This window comes from Nonomuraea sp. B19D2 (genome assembly GCF_040137845.1).
Taxonomy (GTDB): Bacteria; Actinomycetota; Actinomycetes; order Streptosporangiales; family Streptosporangiaceae; genus Nonomuraea.
In genome coordinates, this window is record NZ_JBEFAK010000010.1 from 190892 (window position 1) to 210314 (window position 19423).

The 19423-nt window shown below is 70.1% G+C and carries 17 protein-coding genes; 11 read left to right on the top strand and 6 right to left on the bottom strand.

Going from position 1 to position 19423, the window contains the following annotated elements; genetic code table 11:
- Positions 1 to 49: 49 nt before the first annotated feature.
- The 4 genes from ABN273_RS20665 to ABN273_RS20680 are packed head-to-tail and all read left to right on the top strand — an operon-like array spanning position 50 to position 4318.
- Positions 50 to 1420, top strand: coding sequence for an ABC transporter substrate-binding protein (locus ABN273_RS20665; RefSeq protein ID WP_349450560.1), 1371 nt, complete (start codon positions 50 to 52; stop codon positions 1418 to 1420).
- Positions 1417 to 2325 (top strand): carbohydrate ABC transporter permease, encoded by a 909-nt coding sequence (locus ABN273_RS20670; RefSeq protein WP_349450561.1) that lies wholly within the window; start codon positions 1417 to 1419, stop codon positions 2323 to 2325. Before ABN273_RS20665 ends, ABN273_RS20670 begins: the two co-directional genes overlap by 4 nt.
- Entirely contained in the window at positions 2312 to 3157 is an 846-nt protein-coding gene (locus tag ABN273_RS20675; RefSeq protein WP_349450562.1) for a carbohydrate ABC transporter permease, read from the top strand. Before ABN273_RS20670 ends, ABN273_RS20675 begins: the two co-directional genes overlap by 14 nt.
- Positions 3158 to 3160: 3 nt before the next feature.
- Positions 3161 to 4318, top strand: coding sequence for an ROK family transcriptional regulator (locus tag ABN273_RS20680; RefSeq protein ID WP_349450563.1), 1158 nt, complete (start codon positions 3161 to 3163; stop codon positions 4316 to 4318).
- A gap of 4 nt (positions 4319 to 4322) precedes the next feature.
- Here the strand turns inward: ABN273_RS20680 and ABN273_RS20685 are convergent, their stop codons facing one another.
- Positions 4323 to 5048: a helical backbone metal receptor gene (locus ABN273_RS20685; RefSeq protein WP_349450564.1), complete on the bottom strand. Its 726-nt coding sequence runs from the start codon at positions 5046 to 5048 to the stop codon at positions 4323 to 4325.
- Positions 5049 to 5149: 101 nt separating this feature from the next.
- Here ABN273_RS20685 and ABN273_RS20690 point away from each other — a divergent pair, with 101 nt between their 5' ends.
- Complete coding sequence (locus ABN273_RS20690) at positions 5150 to 5953, top strand: SAM-dependent methyltransferase (protein ID WP_349450565.1); 804 nt, start codon at positions 5150 to 5152, stop codon at positions 5951 to 5953.
- Positions 5954 to 5957: 4 nt separating this feature from the next.
- The gene (locus ABN273_RS20695) at positions 5958 to 6854 is read left to right on the top strand and encodes a TIGR03619 family F420-dependent LLM class oxidoreductase (RefSeq protein ID WP_349450566.1); all 897 of its coding nucleotides are present in this window, start codon (positions 5958 to 5960) and stop codon (positions 6852 to 6854) included.
- A gap of 1 nt (position 6855) precedes the next feature.
- Here the strand turns inward: ABN273_RS20695 and tpx are convergent, their stop codons facing one another.
- Both tpx and icmF read right to left on the bottom strand, forming a co-directional pair.
- Positions 6856 to 7356, bottom strand: a complete 501-nt coding sequence (gene tpx / locus ABN273_RS20700) for a thiol peroxidase (RefSeq protein WP_349450567.1) — start codon at positions 7354 to 7356, stop codon at positions 6856 to 6858.
- 105 nt (positions 7357 to 7461) lie between these two features.
- Positions 7462 to 10653: a fused isobutyryl-CoA mutase/GTPase IcmF gene (icmF, locus tag ABN273_RS20705; protein ID WP_349450568.1), complete on the bottom strand. Its 3192-nt coding sequence runs from the start codon at positions 10651 to 10653 to the stop codon at positions 7462 to 7464.
- 125 nt (positions 10654 to 10778) lie between these two features.
- Between icmF and ABN273_RS20710 the strand changes: the two genes are divergently transcribed.
- Entirely contained in the window at positions 10779 to 11828 is a 1050-nt protein-coding gene (locus ABN273_RS20710) for a glucose 1-dehydrogenase (protein WP_349450569.1), read from the top strand.
- A 35-nt stretch (positions 11829 to 11863) separates the two neighbouring features.
- On the opposite strand, the gene ABN273_RS20715 is transcribed toward ABN273_RS20710, so the two are convergent.
- Both ABN273_RS20715 and ABN273_RS20720 read right to left on the bottom strand, forming a co-directional pair.
- The gene (locus ABN273_RS20715; RefSeq protein ID WP_349450570.1) at positions 11864 to 12748 is read right to left on the bottom strand and encodes a CHAP domain-containing protein; all 885 of its coding nucleotides are present in this window, start codon (positions 12746 to 12748) and stop codon (positions 11864 to 11866) included.
- Positions 12749 to 12929: 181 nt separating this feature from the next.
- A complete protein-coding gene (locus ABN273_RS20720; protein WP_349450571.1) occupies positions 12930 to 13700 on the bottom strand; it encodes a PP2C family protein-serine/threonine phosphatase in 771 nt (256 codons plus the stop codon).
- Positions 13701 to 13776: 76 nt separating this feature from the next.
- Here ABN273_RS20720 and ABN273_RS20725 point away from each other — a divergent pair, with 76 nt between their 5' ends.
- The 3 genes from ABN273_RS20725 (at position 13777) to ABN273_RS20735 (ending at position 17687) form a co-directional block, all read left to right on the top strand.
- On the top strand, positions 13777 to 15672 hold the full coding sequence (locus tag ABN273_RS20725; protein ID WP_349450572.1) for an HsdM family class I SAM-dependent methyltransferase: 1896 nt from the start codon (positions 13777 to 13779) through the stop codon (positions 15670 to 15672).
- Positions 15673 to 15745: 73 nt separating this feature from the next.
- Positions 15746 to 16636: a serine/threonine-protein kinase gene (locus ABN273_RS20730; protein WP_349450573.1), complete on the top strand. Its 891-nt coding sequence runs from the start codon at positions 15746 to 15748 to the stop codon at positions 16634 to 16636.
- Between the two features lie 55 nt (positions 16637 to 16691).
- Positions 16692 to 17687: a LacI family DNA-binding transcriptional regulator gene (locus ABN273_RS20735; RefSeq protein WP_349450574.1), complete on the top strand. Its 996-nt coding sequence runs from the start codon at positions 16692 to 16694 to the stop codon at positions 17685 to 17687.
- A 9-nt stretch (positions 17688 to 17696) separates the two neighbouring features.
- Here the strand turns inward: ABN273_RS20735 and ABN273_RS20740 are convergent, their stop codons facing one another.
- A complete protein-coding gene (locus tag ABN273_RS20740; protein WP_349450575.1) occupies positions 17697 to 18455 on the bottom strand; it encodes an SDR family NAD(P)-dependent oxidoreductase in 759 nt (252 codons plus the stop codon).
- A gap of 62 nt (positions 18456 to 18517) precedes the next feature.
- Here ABN273_RS20740 and ABN273_RS20745 point away from each other — a divergent pair, with 62 nt between their 5' ends.
- Positions 18518 to 19390: a LysR family transcriptional regulator gene (locus ABN273_RS20745; protein WP_349450576.1), complete on the top strand. Its 873-nt coding sequence runs from the start codon at positions 18518 to 18520 to the stop codon at positions 19388 to 19390.
- The last annotated feature ends 33 nt before the right edge of the window (positions 19391 to 19423 follow it).

Below are 19423 nucleotides of genomic sequence, written 5' to 3' on the forward strand. Positions count from 1 at the left end.
GATCTCGGCGAGGGTAAGGGCGGCATATCCCCTACCGGAGGAGCGTGCCATGCCGAAGAAGGTAACCGCCGTCCTCTCTGTCGCACTGCTGGTAGCCGCTTCGCTGGCGGCGTGCGGCGACGGCGGTCGCGAGTCGTCCGCGAGCAACCAGATCACCGTCTGGACCGAGGAGAACCTCAATGACCGGATGGCCGTGCAGAACCAGATCGTCGCCGAGTTCACCAGGAAGACCGGGATCAAGGTCAAGCTGGTCGGCGTGGCCGAGGACCAGTTCAGCCAGACCGTGACGGCCGCCGCCGCGGCCGGGGACCTGCCGGACGTGATCGGCGCGCTGCCGCTGTCGGCCGTGCGCGAGCTGGAGGCCAACGACCTGCTCGACACCGAGACGCCGGGCAAGGTCGTCGATCAGCTCGGCAGGGACTCGTTCTCGCCGCGGGCCCTGGAACTCGACAGCTCGGGGGGCAAGCTGCTCGCAGTGCCCAGTGACGGGTGGGCGCAGCTCATCCTCTACCGCAAGGACCTGTTCGAGAAGGCCGGGCTGCAGCCGCCCGACACGTACGTGCGGCTGGAGGCGGCGGCCGCCAAGCTCAACACGGGCGGGATCGCGGGCATCACGCTGGCCATCGCCCCCAAGGACTCGTTCACCGCGCAGAGCTTCGAGCACGTCGCGCTGGCGAACGGCTGCCAGCTGGTCGACAATTCCGGAAATGTCACCCTCGACTCCCCGCAGTGCGTGAGGGCGTTCGAGTTCTACGCGAAGCTGGCGAAGGACTACTCCGTCAAGGGCAAGCAGGACGTCGACTCCACCAGGGCCACCTACTTCTCCGGCAAGGCGGCCATGACGATCTGGTCGTCGTTCATCCTGGACGAGATGGCCGGCCTGCGTAAGGACGCGCTGCCGAGCTGCCAGGAGTGCCGCGCCGATCCGCAGTGGCTGGCCGAGCACACCGGGGTGGTCACGGCGCTGAAGGGGCCCGACGGGAGCGCGCCCGCGCAGTACGGCGAGATCGTCTCGTGGGCGGTCACCCGTGACGCCGCCAAGGACTCCGCGGCCAAGTTCGTGGCCTTCATGATGAACGAGGGTTACGAGCGCTGGATCGGCATGGCGCCGGAGGGCAAGTTCCCGACCCGCAAGGGCTTCGAGGACAAATGGAACAAGCTGCCCGCCGGGGTCGACTCCAAGAAGCCGCTGGCCGACATCTACCCCGCCGACGTGCTCGACGCCCTGCGCAAGAGCCCCGACACGTTCGCCCGCTGGGGCATCCCGCAGGGCCAGGGCAAGCTGGTCGGCGCCATCATGGGCGAGCTGCCCGTGCCCAAGGCGCTGAGCGCGGTCGTGGACGGCTCGCAGACCCCGCAGGCCGCCGCCACGCAGGCCAAGACCGACGTCGAGACGATCAAGCGCGGGATCCGCCAGTGACCCCCACCCTTCGGCAGCAGGAGGGGCGGGCCGGGCTGGCGCTCATCTCGCCCACGCTCGTCATCACGCTGGTCGTGGTGGTGCTGCCGCTGCTGTGGGCGATCATTCTGGCGTTCCAGGACGTGCGGCTGATCAACATCAGGCGGGCGGGCATCTTCGGGCACTACACGCTGGAGAACTTCTCGTACGTCGTCTCCGAGCCGGGCTTCTGGTCGTCCCTGGTCAACACGCTCGTCTACACCGTCGCGGGGACCGCGTTGTCGATCGCGATCGGGCTGGTGGCGGCGCTGGCCCTCCGGGACAGGTTCAAGGGGCGGACCCTGGTCAGGGCCTCGATCCTGATCCCGTACGTGGCGCCGGTCGTGGCCGTGGCGTTCCTGTGGGAGACGATGCTCAACCCCCAGTACGGCATCGTCAACACCTGGCTCAGCGAGCCGATCGCGTTCCTCACCCAGGCGAAGGGCGAGCTCCTCGGCGTGCAGGTGCCGGTCGCGCTGTTCACGGTGATCGCGTTCGAGGCGTGGCGGTATTTCCCGTTCGCGTTCCTGTTCATCCTGGCCAGGCTGCAGGCGCTGCCCGCCGAGCTGGACGAGGCGGCGGTGGTGGACGGGGCCACGCCGACCCAGCGGTTCCGGTACGTGATCATGCCGCAGCTCTGGCGGATCATCGCGCTGCTGTCGGTGCTGCGGTTCGTGTTCACGTTCACCAAATTCGACGACGTCTACCTGCTGACCGGCGGCGGGGCCGGCACCGAGGTGGTCAGCGTGCGGGTCTACAACTTCCTCACCGCGCGCGACGACATCGGCGCCTCGGCCGCGCAGGCGATCGTGCTGGCGGTCTTCCTGGTCGTGTTCCTGGCCATCTACCTGCGGTTCTTCGGCGGGGGTGAAGGTGAGCAGAGATAGGTTCGAGCGCGGCTTGTTCCGGGTGCTGAAGCCGCTGGTCATCGTGGTGCTCTTCCTGCTGACCGCGTTCCCCTTCTGCTACATGGTGATGCTGTCCGTACGCGACATCCAGGAGCTCATCCTGGACCCCGGCTCGCTCTGGCCGCGCAGCTTCACCCTGGACACGTACGTGGACGTGCTGACCAGGCAGGGCTTCCTGACCTTCCTCAGGAACAGCGCGATCGTGGCGGTCGGCTCGGTGGCGGTCACGCTGCTGATCTCGATCCCGGGCGCGTACGCGGTCGCCCGGCTGCGGTTCTTCGGGCGGCGGCAGGTGCACTTCCTATTCCTGGCGGTGTACCTGTTCCCGGCGATCGTGCTGGCCATCCCGCTGTTCGTGTTGTTCACGATGCTGGGACTGCGAGGGTCGCTTTTCGGGCTGATCGCCGTGTATATCGCGCAAACCGTGCCAGTCACGGTATACATGCTCCGCAACTACTTCGAGACCGTGCCGCAGAGCGTGGAAGAAGCGGCCGCGATCGACGGGTGCACGAGGCTGTCGACCATCTGGCGCGTGGTGCTGCCGCTGTCCAAGCCCGCGCTGATGGCCACCGGTCTGTACGCCTTCATGATCGCGTGGAACGAGTTCCTGTTCGCCCTGCTCTTCCTCGTGGAGAGGCGGGAGAGCTGGACGGTTTCCCTGGGGCTCTCTCAGCTGGCGGGCAGCATAGAGATCCCCACAACGGTCCTGATGGCAGGATCGGTGGTGCTGACGCTGCCCATCGTGATCGTGTTCTTCGCCAGCGAGCGACTGCTGACGGAGGGCCTCACGGCAGGAGCAGAGAAGGGATAGATCATGCTGACGGCAGGGCAGATCCTCCAGCTCATCCGCAATGGCACCTGCCGTACCCGCAAGGAGCTCATCGAGTACACCGGGCTGTCCCGATCGACGATCACCGATCGGGTCGACCGGCTCATCGACGCCGGATACATCCACGAGTCCGGCGTCGGCACCTCCGGGGGCGGGCGACCGCCCTCGGTGCTCGACGTGGACGCCACCAGGCGCCTGATGCTGGTGGCCGACCTGGGCGCCACCCACGCCAGGGTCGCGCTCACCGACCTCGCCGCCCGGCCCATCGCCGAGGAGAGCACCGAGATGCGCATCGAGCTCGGGCCCGAGGCCGTCCTGTCGTGGGTGCGGCAGGCGTTCCAGCGGATGCTCGACAGGACCGGGCGGCCGGCGAGCGAGGTGTGCGGCATCGGGCTCGACGTGCCCGGCTCGGTGGACCACGCCACCGGGCGGGTGATCAGGTCGTTCCTCATGCCGGGGTGGGACGACTATCCGCTGGGCGGGGCGATCGGAGAGACGTACGACGTGCCCATCCTGGTCGAGAACGACGCCAACGCGATGGCGCTGGGCGAGTGGTGGTCGTCGTGGCGGGACACGGACTCGCTGATCCTCATCAAGGTGTCGACCGGCATCGGCACCGGCATCGTTCTCGACGGGCAGATTTATCGGGGAGTGGAGGACGCCGCCGGAAACATCGGGCACGTGCGGCTGCGCGAGACCGACGACCGGGTGTGCACGTGCGGTTCCCGCGGTTGCGTGGCCTCGCTGGCCAGCGGCCACGCCCTCGCCGTCGACCTGGGCCAGGAGTCCAGCCGCGACCTGGTGCGCCTCGTGCAGGCGGGCGACCCCGAGGCCATCGCGCGCACCCAGGAAGCGGGCCGCACGCTGGGCATCGTGCTGGCCACCGCGGTCAGCCTGCTCAACCCCGGCGTGCTGGTGCTGGCCGGGGACATGGCGGAGACCAGGGAGCACTACCTGACGGGCATCAGGGAGATCGTCTACCGCCGCAGCCTGCCGTACACGACCAGGAATCTGGAGATCGTCACCACCTCGCTGGGGGACCGGGCGGGGATCGTGGGGATGGCGGTGATCGTCATGGAGCACGTGCTCTCCCCCGCCTCCGTGGACGCCGCCCTGGCCGCCCGTACGGACGCGGCGAGCTGACCGGTCAGCCGAGTGCGCGTCGCAGGATCTCCGGCGCCTGCACGAGCGAGGGGCCGTACCAGGTGAGCAGGCGCCCGCTGACCAGCGCGCAGGCGAGCCCGGGGAAGCACTCAGGGCCGTCGGTCTCCGAGAACGCGTAGGGCTCGTCGGGCAGCACCACCAGGTCGGGCCGCCGCTCGACCAGCTCGGGCAGCGGGATCTTGGGGTAGCGCTCCCCGTGGCCGGCGTAGAGGTTGTCCACGCCGAGGTTCCTGAGCACGTCGCCGGTGAACGTGTCGCGCCCCACCACCATCCACGGCCGCCGCCAGATCGGGACGATCGCCGTCCTCCTCGGCCCTTCCACAGGCGCGCGCCACGCCTGCTCCGCCGCGTCCAGCCACCCAGGACGTCCGGTACGGCACGCCAGCCGGAACATGCGATCCAGCGAGGCGAACGCCTCCTCGAGGGTCTCGATCCTCGTCACCCAGACCGCGATGCCCGACTCGCGCAGGGCCTCGATGTCGGGCGCCCGGTTCTCCTCGGCGTTGGCCAGGACCACGTCGGGCCTGAGCCGCCTGATCGCGGCCAGGTCCGGGTTCTTGGTGCCCTTGACCCTGGCCACGTCGAGTCCGGCGGGGTGCGAGCACCAGTCGGTCGCTCCCACCAGCGCCTCCGGCACGGTCGCCGCCACCGACTCGGTCAGCGAGGGCACCAGAGACACGATCCGCCGCACGGTATCGGGAATCTTCACAGGCACACCGGTATCGTCCACAGCTAGATTCAACCGAATGTCGGCCGGTATCCGTAGAATCCAGGTCGAAGATCGTTAACTCTTGATCGGGGGAATGACGGTTGGAGAGCGAGTCACCAGCCTTCGATCCGCGCACGCCGAACGTTGCCCGGCTCTACGACTACTTCCTGGGCGGCAAGAACCACTTCCCGGCCGACCGGGCGGTGGGGGCGAAGATCCTCGAGGTGGCTCCCGAGTTACGAGCGGCGGTCAGGGCCAACCGGGCGTTCGTGCGGCGGGCGGTGCGTTTCCTCGCCGAGTCCGGCATCACGCAGTTCCTCGACATCGGCACGGGGCTGCCGACCCAGGACAACGTGCACGCGGTGGCCAGGAAGATCGCCCCCGAGGCCAGGGTGGTCTACGTCGATCGTGATCCCGTGGTGCTCGTGCACGCCAGGGCGCTGCTGGCCGGGCGGTCCGGCACGGCGGCGGTGGACGGCGATCTCCGCGAGCCCGACAGGATCCTGAAAAATCATGACGTGACGGAGGCGATCGACTTCGACCGCCCCGTGGGCGTGCTGCTGACGGCGGTCATGCATTACGTCAGCGACTCCGACCGGCCCCACGAGATCGTCGCGAGCCTGCGCGACGCCCTGGCCCCCGGCAGCCACCTCATCATGTCCCACGCCACCAGCGACGCCCGCGCCCAGGCGATGGAGACGATCGCCGAGGTCTACGAGAGCACCAACATCCCGCTCACGTTCCGGAGCCGCGAGCGGATCGCGGGGCTGCTCGAAGGGTTCGAGCTGGTCGATCCGGGCCTCGTCTGGCTGCCCGAATGGCGTCCTGACCAGGCCGACACGATCGACTTCGTGGACGGCCCCGAGTCGTCGCTGATCTTCTGCGGCGTCGGCAGGAAGGGCTGAGCTCATGGACATCGGGCTGGCCGTCCCCCAGTTCGGCAGGTTCGCCGCGCTGCCGAGCGTGTTGCGGGTGGCGCGGGAGGCCGACTCCATGGGGTTCGCCGGTCTGTGGGCGGGCGACCGGCTGATGACGCCGCTGCGGCCGAAGGACCGTTATCCGGGGGGCGAATTCCCGGAGGCGTACCGGGTGTTCCTGGATCCGTTCGCGGTGTTGTCGGTGGCCGCCTCGGCGACCTCGTCCGTACGGCTGGGCACGAGCGCGCTGAACGCCTGCTGGTATCCCCCCGTGGTCCTGGCCCGCTCGCTCAGCACGATCGACCACCTCAGCGGCGGGCGGCTCGTCGCCGGCCTCGGGCTGGGCTGGTCGTCCGACGAGTACGCCGCCGCAGGAGTGCCGTGGCGGGGTCGGGGGGCACGCTATGACGCCACCCTGGACGCGCTGGAGGCGATCTGGGGCACCGACCCTGTGTCGTTCGAGCACGAGTTGTGGACGATCGCGCCCAGCCACATCGAGCCCAAGCCCGCCCGCCGGCCGCCGCTCTATCTGGCCGGGTTCACCGAGCCCGCGCTGCGCCGCATCGGCCGCCGGGCCGACGGCTGGCTTACGGCGACGCTCCCGCTATCCCTGCTCACCTCGATGTGGCGGACGGTCTGCCGGAGCGCCGAGGAGGCCGGGCGCGATCCCGCCGGGTTGCGCATGGTGCTGCGTGCCAACCCGGTCATCACCGATCAGGGGTCTCCGCCGAGGAGCGGCACGGTCGCCCAGATCAGCGCGTACCTCGCCGCCGCGGCGGAGGCCGGGGTCCACGAGATCATCCTGGACCTCCAGCACACCGCCATGAGCGACCAGCACCTGCTGGACCTGGCCGGCGACTTCAAGACTCGCTTGAGCGCCGCGCCGTGACCTACTTGAGCGCGGCCAGCGCGGCCTCGTAGTCGGGCTCCTGCGTGATCTCCGGCACCAGCTCGGAGTAGACCACGTTGTTGTCACCGTCGAGCACGACCACGGCACGCGCGGCCAGCCCCGCCAGCGGCCCCGACTCCTGCGCCACACCGTAGTCGGCCAGGAACTCGCGGCCCCGCATGAGCGAGAGCATGGTCACGTTGTCGAGCCCCTCGGCGCCGCAGAACCGCTTCTGCGCGAACGGCAGGTCGGCGGAGACGCAGAGCACGGCCACGTCGGGGTGCTCGGCGGCCACCTGGTTGAAGCGGCGCACGGAGGCGGCGCAGACGCCGGTGTCGACGCTCGGGAAGATGTTGAGCACCTTGGTCTGCTGGCCGAAGTCCGCCAGCGACCGCTCGGCGAGGTCGCCGCCCACCAGCTTGAACGCGGGCGCGCTGTCGCCGGCCTTCGGGAAGGTGCCGCCTACGGTGATGGGGTTGCCCTTGAAAGTGACGTCGGACATGAAAGCCTCCTGGTTAGCGATGTTCCCGCCCCGTGATCCTATCCGCGCCGCCCGTCCACCCCACGGCCCGCCCGCGTGTCCCGGCACGCCCTGGCGGGGGACTCGTCAGACGTTACGGCGGTACTGGCCGCCCGCCTCGAACAGCGCCTCGGTGATCTGGCCGAGCGAGCAGTGGCGGGCCGCCTCCATCAGCACCTCGAACGCGTTCCCGTCCGACATCGCCACCTCGCGCAGCCGGGCGAGCTGGGCGGGGGCCTCGGAGCGGTTGCGCTCGTGGAAGGCCTGCAGGCGGTCCAGCTGGGAGCGCTTCTCCTCCTCGGTGCCCCTGGCCAGCTCCAGCTTGCGCTCGGGTTGCTGCTCGTCCCCGTTGCGGAACGAGTTGACCCCGATGATGGGCAGCGAGCCGTCGTGCTTGCGCATCTCGTACAGCATGGACTCGTCCTGGATCTTGCCGCGCTGGTAGCCGGTCTCCATCGCGCCCAGCACGCCGCCCCGGTCCGACAGCCGTTCGAACTCGCCGAGCACCGCCTCCTCCACCAGGTCCGTCAGCTCCTCGACGATGAACGAGCCCTGCAGCGGGTTCTCGTTCTTCGCCAGGCCCCATTCCCGGTTGATGATGAGCTGGATCGCCATCGCCCTGCGCACCGACTCGGCCGACGGAGTGGTCACGGCCTCGTCGAAGGCGTTGGTGTGCAGGCTGTTGCAGTTGTCGTAGATGGCGATCAGGGCCTGGAGGGTGGTGCGGATGTCGTTGAAGTTCATCTCCTGGGCGTGCAGGGACCTGCCCGAGGTCTGGATGTGGTACTTCAGCTTCTGCGAGCGCTCGCCGGCGCCGTACCGCTCCCTCATGGCCACCGCCCAGATGCGGCGGGCCACCCGCCCGAGCACGCTGTACTCGGGGTCCATGCCGTTGGAGAAGAAGAACGACAGGTTCGGGGCGAAGTCGTCGATCTTCATGCCCCTGGCCAGGTACGCCTCCACGTACGTGAAGCCGTTGGCCAGGGTGAAGGCGAGCTGGCTGATCGGGTTGGCCCCCGCCTCGGCGATGTGGTAGCCGGAGATCGAGACCGAGTAGAAGTTGCGCACGCCGTTCTTGATGAACCACTCCTGGATGTCGGCCATCATCCTGAGCGAGAACTCGGTGGAGAAGATGCAGGTGTTCTGGCCCTGGTCCTCCTTGAGGATGTCGGCCTGGACGGTGCCCCTGACCGTGGCCAGCGTCCTCGCGCGCAGCTCGGCGGCCTCCCCGGCCGACGGCGCGCGCCCCTGCTCCGCCTGGAAGCGGTCGAGGGCCTGGTCGACGGCGGTGTTGAGGTAGTAGGCCAGGATCGTGGGCGCGGGGCCGTTGATGGTCATGGACACGGACGTGTTGGGCGCCGACAGGTCGAACCCGTCATAGAGCACCTTCATGTCGTCGAGCGTCGCGATGGAGACCCCTGAGGTGCCGACCTTTCCGTAAATGTCGGGCCGGAGGTCCGGGTCGTGGCCGTACAGCGTCACCGAGTCGAACGCCGTGGACAGCCTGGTCGCCGGCTGGCCCTCGGACAGCAGCTTGAAGCGCCTGTTGGTGCGGAACGGGTCGCCCTCCCCCGCGAACATCCTGGTCGGGTCCTCGTCCTCACGCTTGAACGGGAACACCCCGGCGGTGAACGGGAACGTGCCCGGGAGGTTCTCACCGCGCAGGAACCGCAGCAGGTCGCCGTGGTCGCTGTAGCGGGGCAGGGCCACGCGCGGGATGCGGTTCCCCGACAGGGTCTCGCGCCAGAGCGGGGTGTGGATCTCGCGGTCGCGGACCTTCACCACCAGTTCGTCGGCGGTGTAGCGCTCCTTGACGGCCGGCCAGGTGTCGAGCAGGGCCCGGCTCTCGTCGGTGAGCTCCCGGTCCGCCTGTGACTCCAGCTCCTCCAGCCGTGCGTCGTCCAGGAGGGCGCGCACGGCGGCGAGCTGCTGGCGGCGGCGGGCGATCTCGGCCTGGGCGAGCGTCTCCGCGTGATACGCGCGCACGGTCTCGGCGATGTCGGCCAGGTAGCGGACCCTGGCCGGCGGGACGATGGCGGCCGAGGCCTGCGAGGTGCGCCCGGACACCTTGGGCAGCAGGCCGGGCCCCGAGTCGGCCAGCAGGAGGGGCTTGATGTGCTGGTAGAGGGCGGTGACCCCGGCGTCGTTGTAGCGGGCGGCGATGGTGCCGAAGACCGGCATGTCCTCCGGCCTGGCGCCGAAGGCCTCGCGGTTGCGTACGAGCTGGCGGCGCACGTCACGCAGGGCGTCCTCCGCGCCGCGCCGCTCGTACTTGTTGATCACCACGGCCTCGGCGAAGTCGAGCATGTCGATCTTCTCGAGCTGCGAGGCCGCGCCGAACTCGGGCGTCATCACGTATACCGGCACGTCCACGTGGGGGACGATCCCGGCGTCGCCCTGGCCGATGCCGGGCGTCTCGACGATCAGCAGGTCGTGGCCCGCGGCCCGGCAGGCGATGATCACGTCGTCGAGGCAGGCGGGCACCTCGCTGGCGGCGCCCCTGGTGGCCAGGGAGCGGAAGTAGGTCTGGGGGCCCAGGCTGTTCATCCTGATGCGGTCGCCGAGCAGCGCGCCGCCGCCGCGCCTGCGGGTGGGGTCGATCGCGATGATCGCGATGCGCAGCTTGTCGTCGTTGTCGACGCGGAACCTGCGTACGAGCTCGTCGGTCAGCGAGGACTTGCCCGAGCCGCCGGTGCCCGTGACGCCGAGCACGGGGGCGCGCTTCTCGGTGGCGGCGGCTCTGAGGCCCTCGACCAGCTCGGCGGGCGCGCGGCCCGACTCGATGAGGGTGATCGCCCGGGCCAGCGCCGTCTGGTCACCCGAGACCACGGCCTCGACCGACGGCGGGCCGTCCAGCTCGATGTCGCAGTCCTCGATCAGCTGGTTGATCATGCCGGGGAGCCCGTACTTCTGGCCGTCCTCGGGCGAGAAGATGCGGGTGACGCCGCGAGAGTGCAGCAGCTCGATCTCCTCGGGGACGATCACTCCCCCGCCGCCGCCGTACACCTTGACGTGCCCGGCCCCGCGCTCGCGCAGCAGCTCCACCAGATACGTGAAGAACTCCACGTGCCCGCCCTGGTAGGAGCTGATCGCCACGCCCTGGACGTCCTCCTGGATGGCGGCGGTGACGATCTCGTCGACCGAGCGGTTGTGCCCGAGATGGATGACCTCGGCGCCCTGCGACTGGAGGATGCGCCGCATGATGTTGATCGCCGCGTCGTGGCCGTCGAACAGGGCCGCGGCGGTCACGAAGCGCACTGGGTGTTCCGGGACGTGCACGCCTTTTCACTCCTTCGTGAGGGCTCTCCCTCGAAGATACTAGGACGTCCAACTATTTCGATAGTATGACGTCCTACTATTTGCCGTGTCCGTCTGGGGTAGGGAGCTCCAGGGGGTGAGGCCGAATGCGTGCGCTGACGTTCGCGCCGGGCAGGAAAGGGACGCTCGCCGTCGAGGAGGTGCCCGACCCTGTGCCGGGCAAGGGCCAGCTGCTCGTCCAGGGGCTCGCCCTGGGCGTCTGCGGGACCGACAGGGAGCTGGCGACGGCCGAGTACGGCTGGCCGCCGCCCGGCAGGGAGCGGATGGTCATCGGGCACGAGTCGCTCGGCCGGGTGCTGGAGGTGCCGGAGGGGTCCGCGTTCTCACCGGGCGACCTGGTCGTGGGCGTGGTGCGACGGCCCGACCCCGTGCCGTGCGGGGCGTGCTTGCGGGGCGAGTTCGACATGTGCCGCAACGGCCGCTACACCGAGCGGGGCATCAAGCAGCTCGACGGGTACGCCTCCCAGCGCTGGACCGTCGAGGCCGGGTACGCCGTGCGGCTGGATCGTGCGCTGGAGAGCGTCGGCATGCTGGTCGAGCCCGCCTCCGTGGTCGCCAAGGCGTGGGAGCAGATCGAGCGGATCGGGTCGCGGACCTGGTTCGAGCCCCGGACGCTGCTGGTCACCGGCGCGGGGCCGGTCGGGCTGCTGGCGGCGCTGATGGGGCGGCAGCGGGGACTGGAGGTGCACGTGATCGACCGCGCCCCGGAAGGGCTCAAGTCCCAGCTGGTGGAGGACCTTGGGGGGACCTACCACTCCGCGACGTCGCTGAAGGCGTTCGGCTCCGACAAGCCGGACATCATCATCGAGTGCACGGGGGCCGGTGCGCTCGTCATCGACGCCATGATCGGCACGACCGCCGCGGGCATCGTCTGCCTGGCCGGCCTCGCACCCGGCGGGCGTACGCACCGGGTGGACGCGGGGGTGATCAACCGGGACATCGTGCTGGAGAACGACGTGGTCTTCGGCACCGTGAACGCGAACCTGCGGCACTACCGGGACGCCGCCGTCGCCCTGGCCAAGGCCGATTCCGGGTGGCTGGAGCGGCTCATCACCCGGCGGGTCCCGCTGTCCCGCGCCCCTGAGGCCTTCGAGCCCGGCGACGACGTCAAGGTGGTCATCGACCTCACGAGCTGACCGCCTTCGCCGCGGGAGCGTTGAGTTGTCCCGCGTCAGCCGGGCTCGTAGGGCTTGCGTCTCGTCGGGGTCGGACGCCTGGTCGCCGCGGTGGCCGAGCCCGCCGGCACGCGTGTTCTGGCAGGGCGGGCCGAGGGCGGCGGGGTGGCAGGCGACTTGGCCTGCGCGTTCACGGAGGGCGGCGGGGTGGCGCGCGGTTTGGCCCGCGTGTTCGCGGAGGGCGACGGCCTGCCGCGGGCGGCTGCCCGGTCGTTGCCGGAGGGCGTTCGCGGGCGGGTTGGCGCGTTCCAGGGCAGCCAGGAAAGGCGGCGGTGGGTGCCGCGGCGGCGGCCGGAGATGCGGAAGGAGAGGACGACGGTCATGAGCACCATCGCGGTCAGCAGCGCGGGCGGCGTGCCCAAGAAGTCCAGCGGCGACCCGTGCCCCGGCTCCGAGCGCGGCGCCGGCACGAAGGGCCATTCGGTCGAGCGGATCTCGTCCGGCCTGTCAGCCTCGGCCTTGACCAGGCGCGGGATGCCGTACCCCACGACCTTGTCGGTCTCCCTGGTCTTGCGCTTGAGATGGATCCGGTCCACGTTCGCCTCGATCGTGTGGATCTTCGAGCCGCTGACGCGCTCCACGATCCCGACGTGGTCGATGCCCTTGTAGCTCTTGCCGCCCCGCCAGTCGAAGAAGACCAGCGCTCCCGGCTCGGGTTTCTGGGTCCACGCCCCCTGCTGGATGAACCAGGCGGCATGGGAGGGCGTCCAGGCGAACTCGCCCACGTACTGGCTGATGCCGGCCTTGTCCGCGGCCCAGGCGATGAACATGTCGCACCACGGCGCGTCGCGGTACTGGGTGTCTTGGACGCGATCCGCGTACCACTGGCCGAACTTGGTGAACTGGCCGCTCTTCTCCTTGTAGCCGAGTTCCTGCCGCACCGTCTTCAGCAGCTCGTCCGCGATCGGGTCCAGGGTGACTCCTCCCAGATAACCGACGAATCACGATGGACTGTAGTAGTGCCATCGCGGGATTGCGCGAATCACCCAGAAAGTGTCGTGGTATGAGCTGAAATTTCGGGTTTGTGACTGGTGAGACTGGCGGGACTGACTACTAAGCTTGTTAGGAGCCGGCGCCCACCCTGTAGACGGCCGCCTCACCTGCGCCCGGCGCGACGACGTCGGCAACGATCACGGTCACGTTGTCCGGCGAGCCGCCCTCGTTGGCCAGATCGATCAACCGCTGGACGGCCGCGCCCGGGTCTGCAACCGTGGTCAGCACCTCATGCAGAACTTCGGGACCGAGCACGGTCGTGAGGCCGTCGGAGCAGAGGAGATAGCGATCGTCAGGCTCGGCTTCGCGCAGCGCCATGTCAGGCTCGGCCCTGCCCTCGCTGCCCAGCACACGCAGCACCATCGAACGCCGGGGGTGCACGGCGGCTTGATCCTCCGTTATCCGGCCTTCGTCCACCATCGACTGCACAAGTGTGTGATCCTTGGTCATCTGGTAGAGAGCGCCATCGCGAAGCAAATATCCGCGGGAGTCACCCAGATGAGCCAGGGCGAACCGGTAGCCGTCCCACAACATGGCGGTCACCGTGGTCCCCATCCCCCTGCGCGCGGGGTCGATGTCGGCCAGCTCGACCAGCCGACGCGCCGCCTCGTGCACGGCGCCCTCCAGCGCCGCCTCGAGGTCCGCGCCCGTCTCGGGAAGCGTGGCATCCAGCTCTCGCATGACGGCGATCGCCGCCGAGCTCGCCAGCTCGCCGGCGGCGTGTCCGCCCATCCCGTCAGCCACCACGAGCAACCGGCCACTCGCATAGCCGGAATCCTCGTTCTGCTCCCTGCGGCGGCCCACGTCTGATCCGGCGGCATAGCGGATGTTGTGCTTCATACCTTGCAGTAAATCATTGGTTGAAAGACTTCACAAGCAGATGCGCTGAAGACTCCTGTGAACTACTGTGGGCTCCATGAGCCACGACCCGACCGTCAACGCCGGGGACATCGCCCGGCTCGCAGGCGTCGGGCGTGCCGCGGTGAGCAACTGGCGCCGTCGCCACGACGACTTTCCCGACCCCATCGGCGGCACGGCCAACCAGCCGCTCTTCTCGCTGCGACAGGTCGAGTCCTGGCTGCGCCGCTATGGGAAGTCCTACCAGGTCTCCCTGGGAGATCGGGTGTGGCAACGCATGAAAGCCGCGGGCGATTTGCGCCTGGGCGAGCTGGTGGCCCGGGCAGGCGCCCTGCTGACCAGCCAGGCTGACGCTCTGAACAGCGGGCCGATCCGCGCCGATGCGCGGATGGGCGACGGAGGCACCCCGGGCGTGGCGCGGTCCGTTGGCGAGGGTGAGCCGGGCGAAGGCGCGCAGGCGGCCGGGCAGGACCTCGATCCGGAGTTGGCGGAGCTCGTGCTGGAGCTGGCCGAGCAGCATGGCGCGCTGACCGCGTACGAGTTCCTGTGCGAGCGTTACCTCGAGGCGCACTCCCGGCAACTCTCCGTGACCCGTGAGGACGTGGCCGGGCTCATGGTCAAGCTCGTACGCCCGGGCTCCGCCACGATCCTCGACCCGGCCTGCGGCGTCGGCACGCTGCTCCTCGCTCCCGCCCAGGCGGAGCCGGGCACGGTCAAGGTGCTCGGGCAGGAGCTCAGCGAGACCTCGGCGGCCATCACCGCCTCCAGGCTCCGGCTCCGCGGCGTCGAGGCCACGGTCGTGGCCGGCGACTCGATGCGCCATGACGCCTTCGCCGGCGAGAAGGCCGACGGCGTGGTGTGCGACCCGCCGTTCAACGAGCGGGCCTGGGGCTACGAGGAGCTGACCGGCGACCCGCGCTGGGAGTACGGCCTGCCGCCGCGCGGCGAGCCGGAGCTGGCCTGGGTCCAGCACTGCCTCACCCACGTCAAGCCGCGCGGCCTGGTCGCCATCCTCATGCCGCCGGCCGCGGCCAGCCGCAAGGCGGGCCGCCGCATCCGCGCCAACCTCCTGCGCGCGGGCGCCCTGCGTGCCGTCATCGCGCTGCCGGGGTCGGACCTCTGGCTGCTGCGCCGCCCGGCGGCCGGCGAGCGGCCGCCGTCCGACGTGCTCATCCTCGACGCCACCGACGACCTCGGGAGCGTCGAGCCGGCCTGGCAGGCATACCTGGAGGACCGTTCCGACCAGACCGTACGCATCATCGACCTGCTGGCAGACGAGGTCGACATGACCCCGGCCCGCCACCAGCGGCGCGACGACGTCGGCAAGGCGTACGCCGAGGCCCGCGACCGCTTCCTGGCCGCCGCGGCGGCGCCGCCCGACCTGAAGGTCCTGGAGCAGCCGCTCGACCAGCCCGCCACCACGCTGGGCGACCTCATCAAGGAGGGCCTGGTGACCACGTCGCAGGCCCCGCCCAAGATGGCCGCCGACGGCGGCGACGTGCCGGTGCTCACCTCCGACGACGTGCTCAACGGCACCCCGCCGTCCGGCTTCACCACCATGCAGCAGGGCCTGATCGCGATCCACCCTGGCGACGTGGTGGCCTCCTACTCCAGCGTGCGGGTGATGGCCGACGGGGGCGCGATGCTCGGCCCCCACCTGACCCTCTACCGGGTGGACGCGCGCAGGCTGGATCCCGACTTCCTGGCCGGCTTCCTGCGGGCCGCGGGCGGCCGGGTGACCACCGGCTCCAGCAGGTTCGACGTGCGCCGCACCCGGCTGCCGCGCCTGTCGCTGACGGAGCAGAAGGCGTACGGCGAGGCCTTCCGGCAGCTCGCCGTCCTGGAGGACGCCATCCGCGAGACCTCGACGCTGGGGCAGACGCTGATCCGGCTGGGCCTCGACGGCCTCGCCGACGGCCACCTGCACCCGCCTGCTCATGGCCTTGCTCCATGAGGCCATGAGCAGGCGACGGCACTCCCTCGCCTGACGGTGTAGTTTTTTCCCGAAGGCTGCTGGGAGGGGCGGAATGGTCATCGGCGACCGCTATGAGCTCGACGACCTCCCCCTCGGGCAAGGTGGCATGGGCGCCGTCTACGCGGGCCACGACCGCCACCTCGACCGCCGGGTCGCGGTGAAGCTGCTCAGGCTGCCGAGCGGGCCGGATCACGAGCTGGAGCGCAGGTTCATCCGCGAGGCCCGCATCCTGGCCAGGCTGGAGCATCCGGGCGCCCCGGTCCTCTACGACTTCGGCACGCACGAGCAGCGGCTCTACCAGGTGATGCAGTTCATCGAGGGCGTCACGGTGGCCGACGTCGTCAGCGAGCACGGCCCGCTGCCCGTGTCGTGGGCCGCCGCGATCGCCGCCCAAGCGTGTGCCGTGCTGTCGGCGGCCCACACGCTGGCGATCTGTCACCGCGACCTCAAGCCGACGAACCTCATGCTCTGCCCGGACGGCAGCGTGAAGGTGCTCGACTTCGGGCTGGCCATGCTGCGTGACGCGGACGTCACCACGTTCACCAGGATCGGGCAGATCCTGGGCACTCCCGCGTACATGGCTCCGGAGCAGATCCAGCACGGCGTCGCCGAGCCGCGCAGCGACCTCTACTCGCTGGGCTGCGTCCTGCACGAGATGCTGACCGGCCGCCAGCTGTTCACCGGCCCCACCGACTACGTGGTCTTCGAGAAGCAGGTCAAGGAGCGCCCGCCGGCCATCCCGGGGCTGCCGAACGAGCTGAGCGCGCTGCTGTCGCAGTTGCTGGAGAAGCTGCCGGACGACCGACCCGCCGACGCGAACGAGCTGTACGAGCGGCTCGACCCGCTCGCGGTGGAGCTGCCCGTGCTGCCCGGTTTCCTCACCGAGGCCCCGAGCCCTGGCCGCATGTACGCCCGCATGGCGGGCCGCGCGCTCAACGCCTGAGGTTTCTTCGGGAACCCCGGTAGATTTTTGCCGTGCTCTCCCCCTTGGTGATGTCATGAGGCGCCCGACCCTCGAGGCGGTCGCCGCCCGGGCGGGTGTCTCGCGGGCCACCGCATCCCGGGTCGTCAACGGCCAGACGACGGTGGCGCCCCACATTCGCGACGCCGTGCAGCGCGCGATCGACGAACTGGGCTACGTGCCCAACTCGGCCGCGCGCAGCCTGGTCACCCAGCGCACCGACTCGATCGCCCTGGTCGTCAGCGAGCCGGGCACCCGGGTCTTCTCCGAGGACCCGATGTTCTCCACGGCGATCAGGTCGGCGTCGATGGAGCTCGAAACGGTGAACAAGCAGGTCGTGCTGATGCTGGCCTCCTCCGCCGACAGCCACGCCCGCGTGGAGCGCTACATCGCGGGCGGCCACGTCGACGGGGTCATGCTGATCTCCATGCACGGCGCCGACCCCCTGCCGTCCGCGCTCTCGCGCCTGCGCGTCCCCGTGGTCTCGTACGGCCGGCCGGCCGTCCCGGTGGACATCCCGTACGTCGACAACGACAACGTGGGCGGGGCGGAGACCGGGGTCCGGCACCTGGTGGAGTCGGGACGCCGGAGGATCGCCACGATCGCGGGCCCGCAGGACATGATCGGCGGCCAGGACCGGCTGGCCGGCTACCGCAACGTGCTGCGCGACTCCGACCTCCGCTCGAGCGTCGCGGTCGGCGACTTCACGAGGGAGTCGGGCGCGGTCGCGATGCGGCAGCTCCTCCGCGACGATCCCGGCCTGGACGCCGTCTTCGTGGCCAACGACCTGATGGCGGTCGGTGCCCTGCAGTCGCTCCGCCAGGCCGGGCGCCGGGTGCCCGACGACGTGGCCGTGGTGGGCTTCGACAACATCGAGGCGGCGAAATACACCGAGCCGCCGCTGACGACGCTCCGGCACCCGGTGGCCGAGCAGGCGGCGGCCATGGTCCGGCTCCTGCTCAGCCTGTTCGAGGGCGGGCCGGCGGATCCGGTGATCATGCCGACGGAGCTCGTGCTCCGGGAGTCGGCCTGACGGTGGTCGTCAGACCGGGACCACGCCGCCGCGCGGGCCGAGGAAGTAGCCGCCGGTGACGTCCAGGACGTGACCGGTGATCCACCGGGACTCCTCGCGCGCGATCAGTGCCACGGCGTCCGCGATGTCCTGGGGGCGGCCGATGCGGCCGAGCGCGGTGACCTCGGTGACCGAGCGCTCGCCGGTGCCGTCGTCCTCGCGGAGCCAGGCGTTCATGTCCGTCTCCGTGACGCCCGGGGAGACGGTGTTCACGGTGATGTTCCGGTCGCCGAGGATGGGCGCCAGGCTGAAACTCAGCGTGTCGAGCGCCCCCTTGGTCATCGAGTAGACGAGGTCGGGGAGGGCGATGCGGACGACGGCGGAGGAGATGTTGATGATCCGGCCGCCGTCGTTCAGCTGCGGAAGGGCGCGCTCGATGATGAAGTACGGCGCCCGCACGTTCACCGCGAAGACCCGGTCGAACTGCTCCTCGGTCACCGTGCCCAGCACCCCGCCCAGGATGGCGGCGTTGTTGACCAGGATGTCCAGCCGCTCCCCCTGGATGCCCTCGAACAACGCGTCCACGCCGTCCTCGAACGCGGCCTTGACCGCGTACGCCTGCCCGCCCGCGCCCTCGATCGCGGCTACCGTCTCCTTGGCCAGGTCGTCGTTGCTGGCGTAGTGGACGATCACCCGGGCGCCGTCGGCGGCCAGCCGCTCGGCGACGGCGCGTCCGATGCCGCGCGAGGCTCCGGTTACCAATGCGGTCTTGCCTGACAAATCTCTCATGCGTTTCATCCTGGATCCCGGCTCTCCCGCCCGTCCAAGACCGGTTGTTATAGCTTTTTGCTATGGATGCCCATATTCGGGATCTCAGGTATTTCGTGGCGGTCGCCGAGGAACTGAGCTTCACCCGGGCGGCGGAGCGGCTGTTCATCTCGCAGCCATCGCTGAGCAGGCAGATCAGGCAGCTGGAGGTGTCCATGCGGACCAGGCTGTTCGAGCGCGACCGCCGTACCGTGACGTTGACGGCGGCGGGGGCGGCGCTGCTGCCGGAGGCGCGGCGCATCATCGAGCAGTGGGAGGGCGCGCAGCGGGCGGTGGCGGCGGCACGCGAGGACCGGACGCTGGTGGTCGGGTTCCAGACGCGCATCGGGCGCGGGCTCGTGCCGTCCATCTCGCGTGCGCTGCCCGGCTGGGATCTGCGCTTCCGTCAGGTGGCGTGGAGCGATCCCACCGTCGGGCTGGGTGACGGGCAGGTCGACGTGTCCGTCGCGTGGCTGCCCATGCCCGGCCACGGCGAGTACGAGTGGACGGTGGTGAGCACGGAGGCGCGCTGGGTGGCGCTGCCCGCGGGCCATCCGCTGGCCGCGCGCCCCGAGATCACGCTCGCCGACCTGGCCGAGGAGCCGTTCGTGGCGATGCCGGCCTCGGCCGGGCCCATGCGGGACTTCTGGCTGGCCGGCGACCAGCGGTCGGAGCCGGCGGTCGTGGGGGCGGAGGCGGAGACGGCCGAGGAGGCGTTCGAGCTGGTCGCGGCCGGGCGGGCCGTGGTGCTGGTCTCGGCCGGGAACGCCGAGCTCTACCGGCGCGACGACGTGGTCAGCAGGCCGGTCGCGGGGTTGCCGCCGAGCAGGCTCGCCATCGTCTGGCGGCGGAGCGACCGGCGGCAGGCCGTGCGGACGCTGGTGGAGGCGTTCGTCAAGTGCATGTGCGCCACCTGAGCGGCCTATGTTGACACCGTATACCTCACTGTT

Bases quoted from the DNA above. Each gene is read 5' to 3' on its own strand.
- ABN273_RS20695 (WP_349450566.1), top strand. From the start codon at position 5,958: ATGGACATCGGGCTGGCCGTCCCCCAGTTCGGCAGGTTCGCCGCGCTG.
- ABN273_RS20725 (WP_349450572.1), top strand. From the start codon at position 13,777: ATGAGCCACGACCCGACCGTCAACGCCGGGGACATCGCCCGGCTCGCA.
- tpx (WP_349450567.1), bottom strand. From the start codon at position 7,356: ATGTCCGACGTCACTTTCAAGGGCAACCCCATCACCGTAGGCGGCACC.
- ABN273_RS20680 (WP_349450563.1), top strand. From the start codon at position 3,161: ATGCTGACGGCAGGGCAGATCCTCCAGCTCATCCGCAATGGCACCTGC.
- ABN273_RS20665 (WP_349450560.1), top strand. From the start codon at position 50: ATGCCGAAGAAGGTAACCGCCGTCCTCTCTGTCGCACTGCTGGTAGCC.
- ABN273_RS20740 (WP_349450575.1), bottom strand. From the start codon at position 18,455: ATGAGAGATTTGTCAGGCAAGACCGCATTGGTAACCGGAGCCTCGCGC.
- ABN273_RS20710 (WP_349450569.1), top strand. From the start codon at position 10,779: ATGCGTGCGCTGACGTTCGCGCCGGGCAGGAAAGGGACGCTCGCCGTC.
- ABN273_RS20745 (WP_349450576.1), top strand. From the start codon at position 18,518: ATGGATGCCCATATTCGGGATCTCAGGTATTTCGTGGCGGTCGCCGAG.
- ABN273_RS20730 (WP_349450573.1), top strand. From the start codon at position 15,746: ATGGTCATCGGCGACCGCTATGAGCTCGACGACCTCCCCCTCGGGCAA.
- ABN273_RS20720 (WP_349450571.1), bottom strand. From the start codon at position 13,700: ATGAAGCACAACATCCGCTATGCCGCCGGATCAGACGTGGGCCGCCGC.
- ABN273_RS20735 (WP_349450574.1), top strand. From the start codon at position 16,692: ATGAGGCGCCCGACCCTCGAGGCGGTCGCCGCCCGGGCGGGTGTCTCG.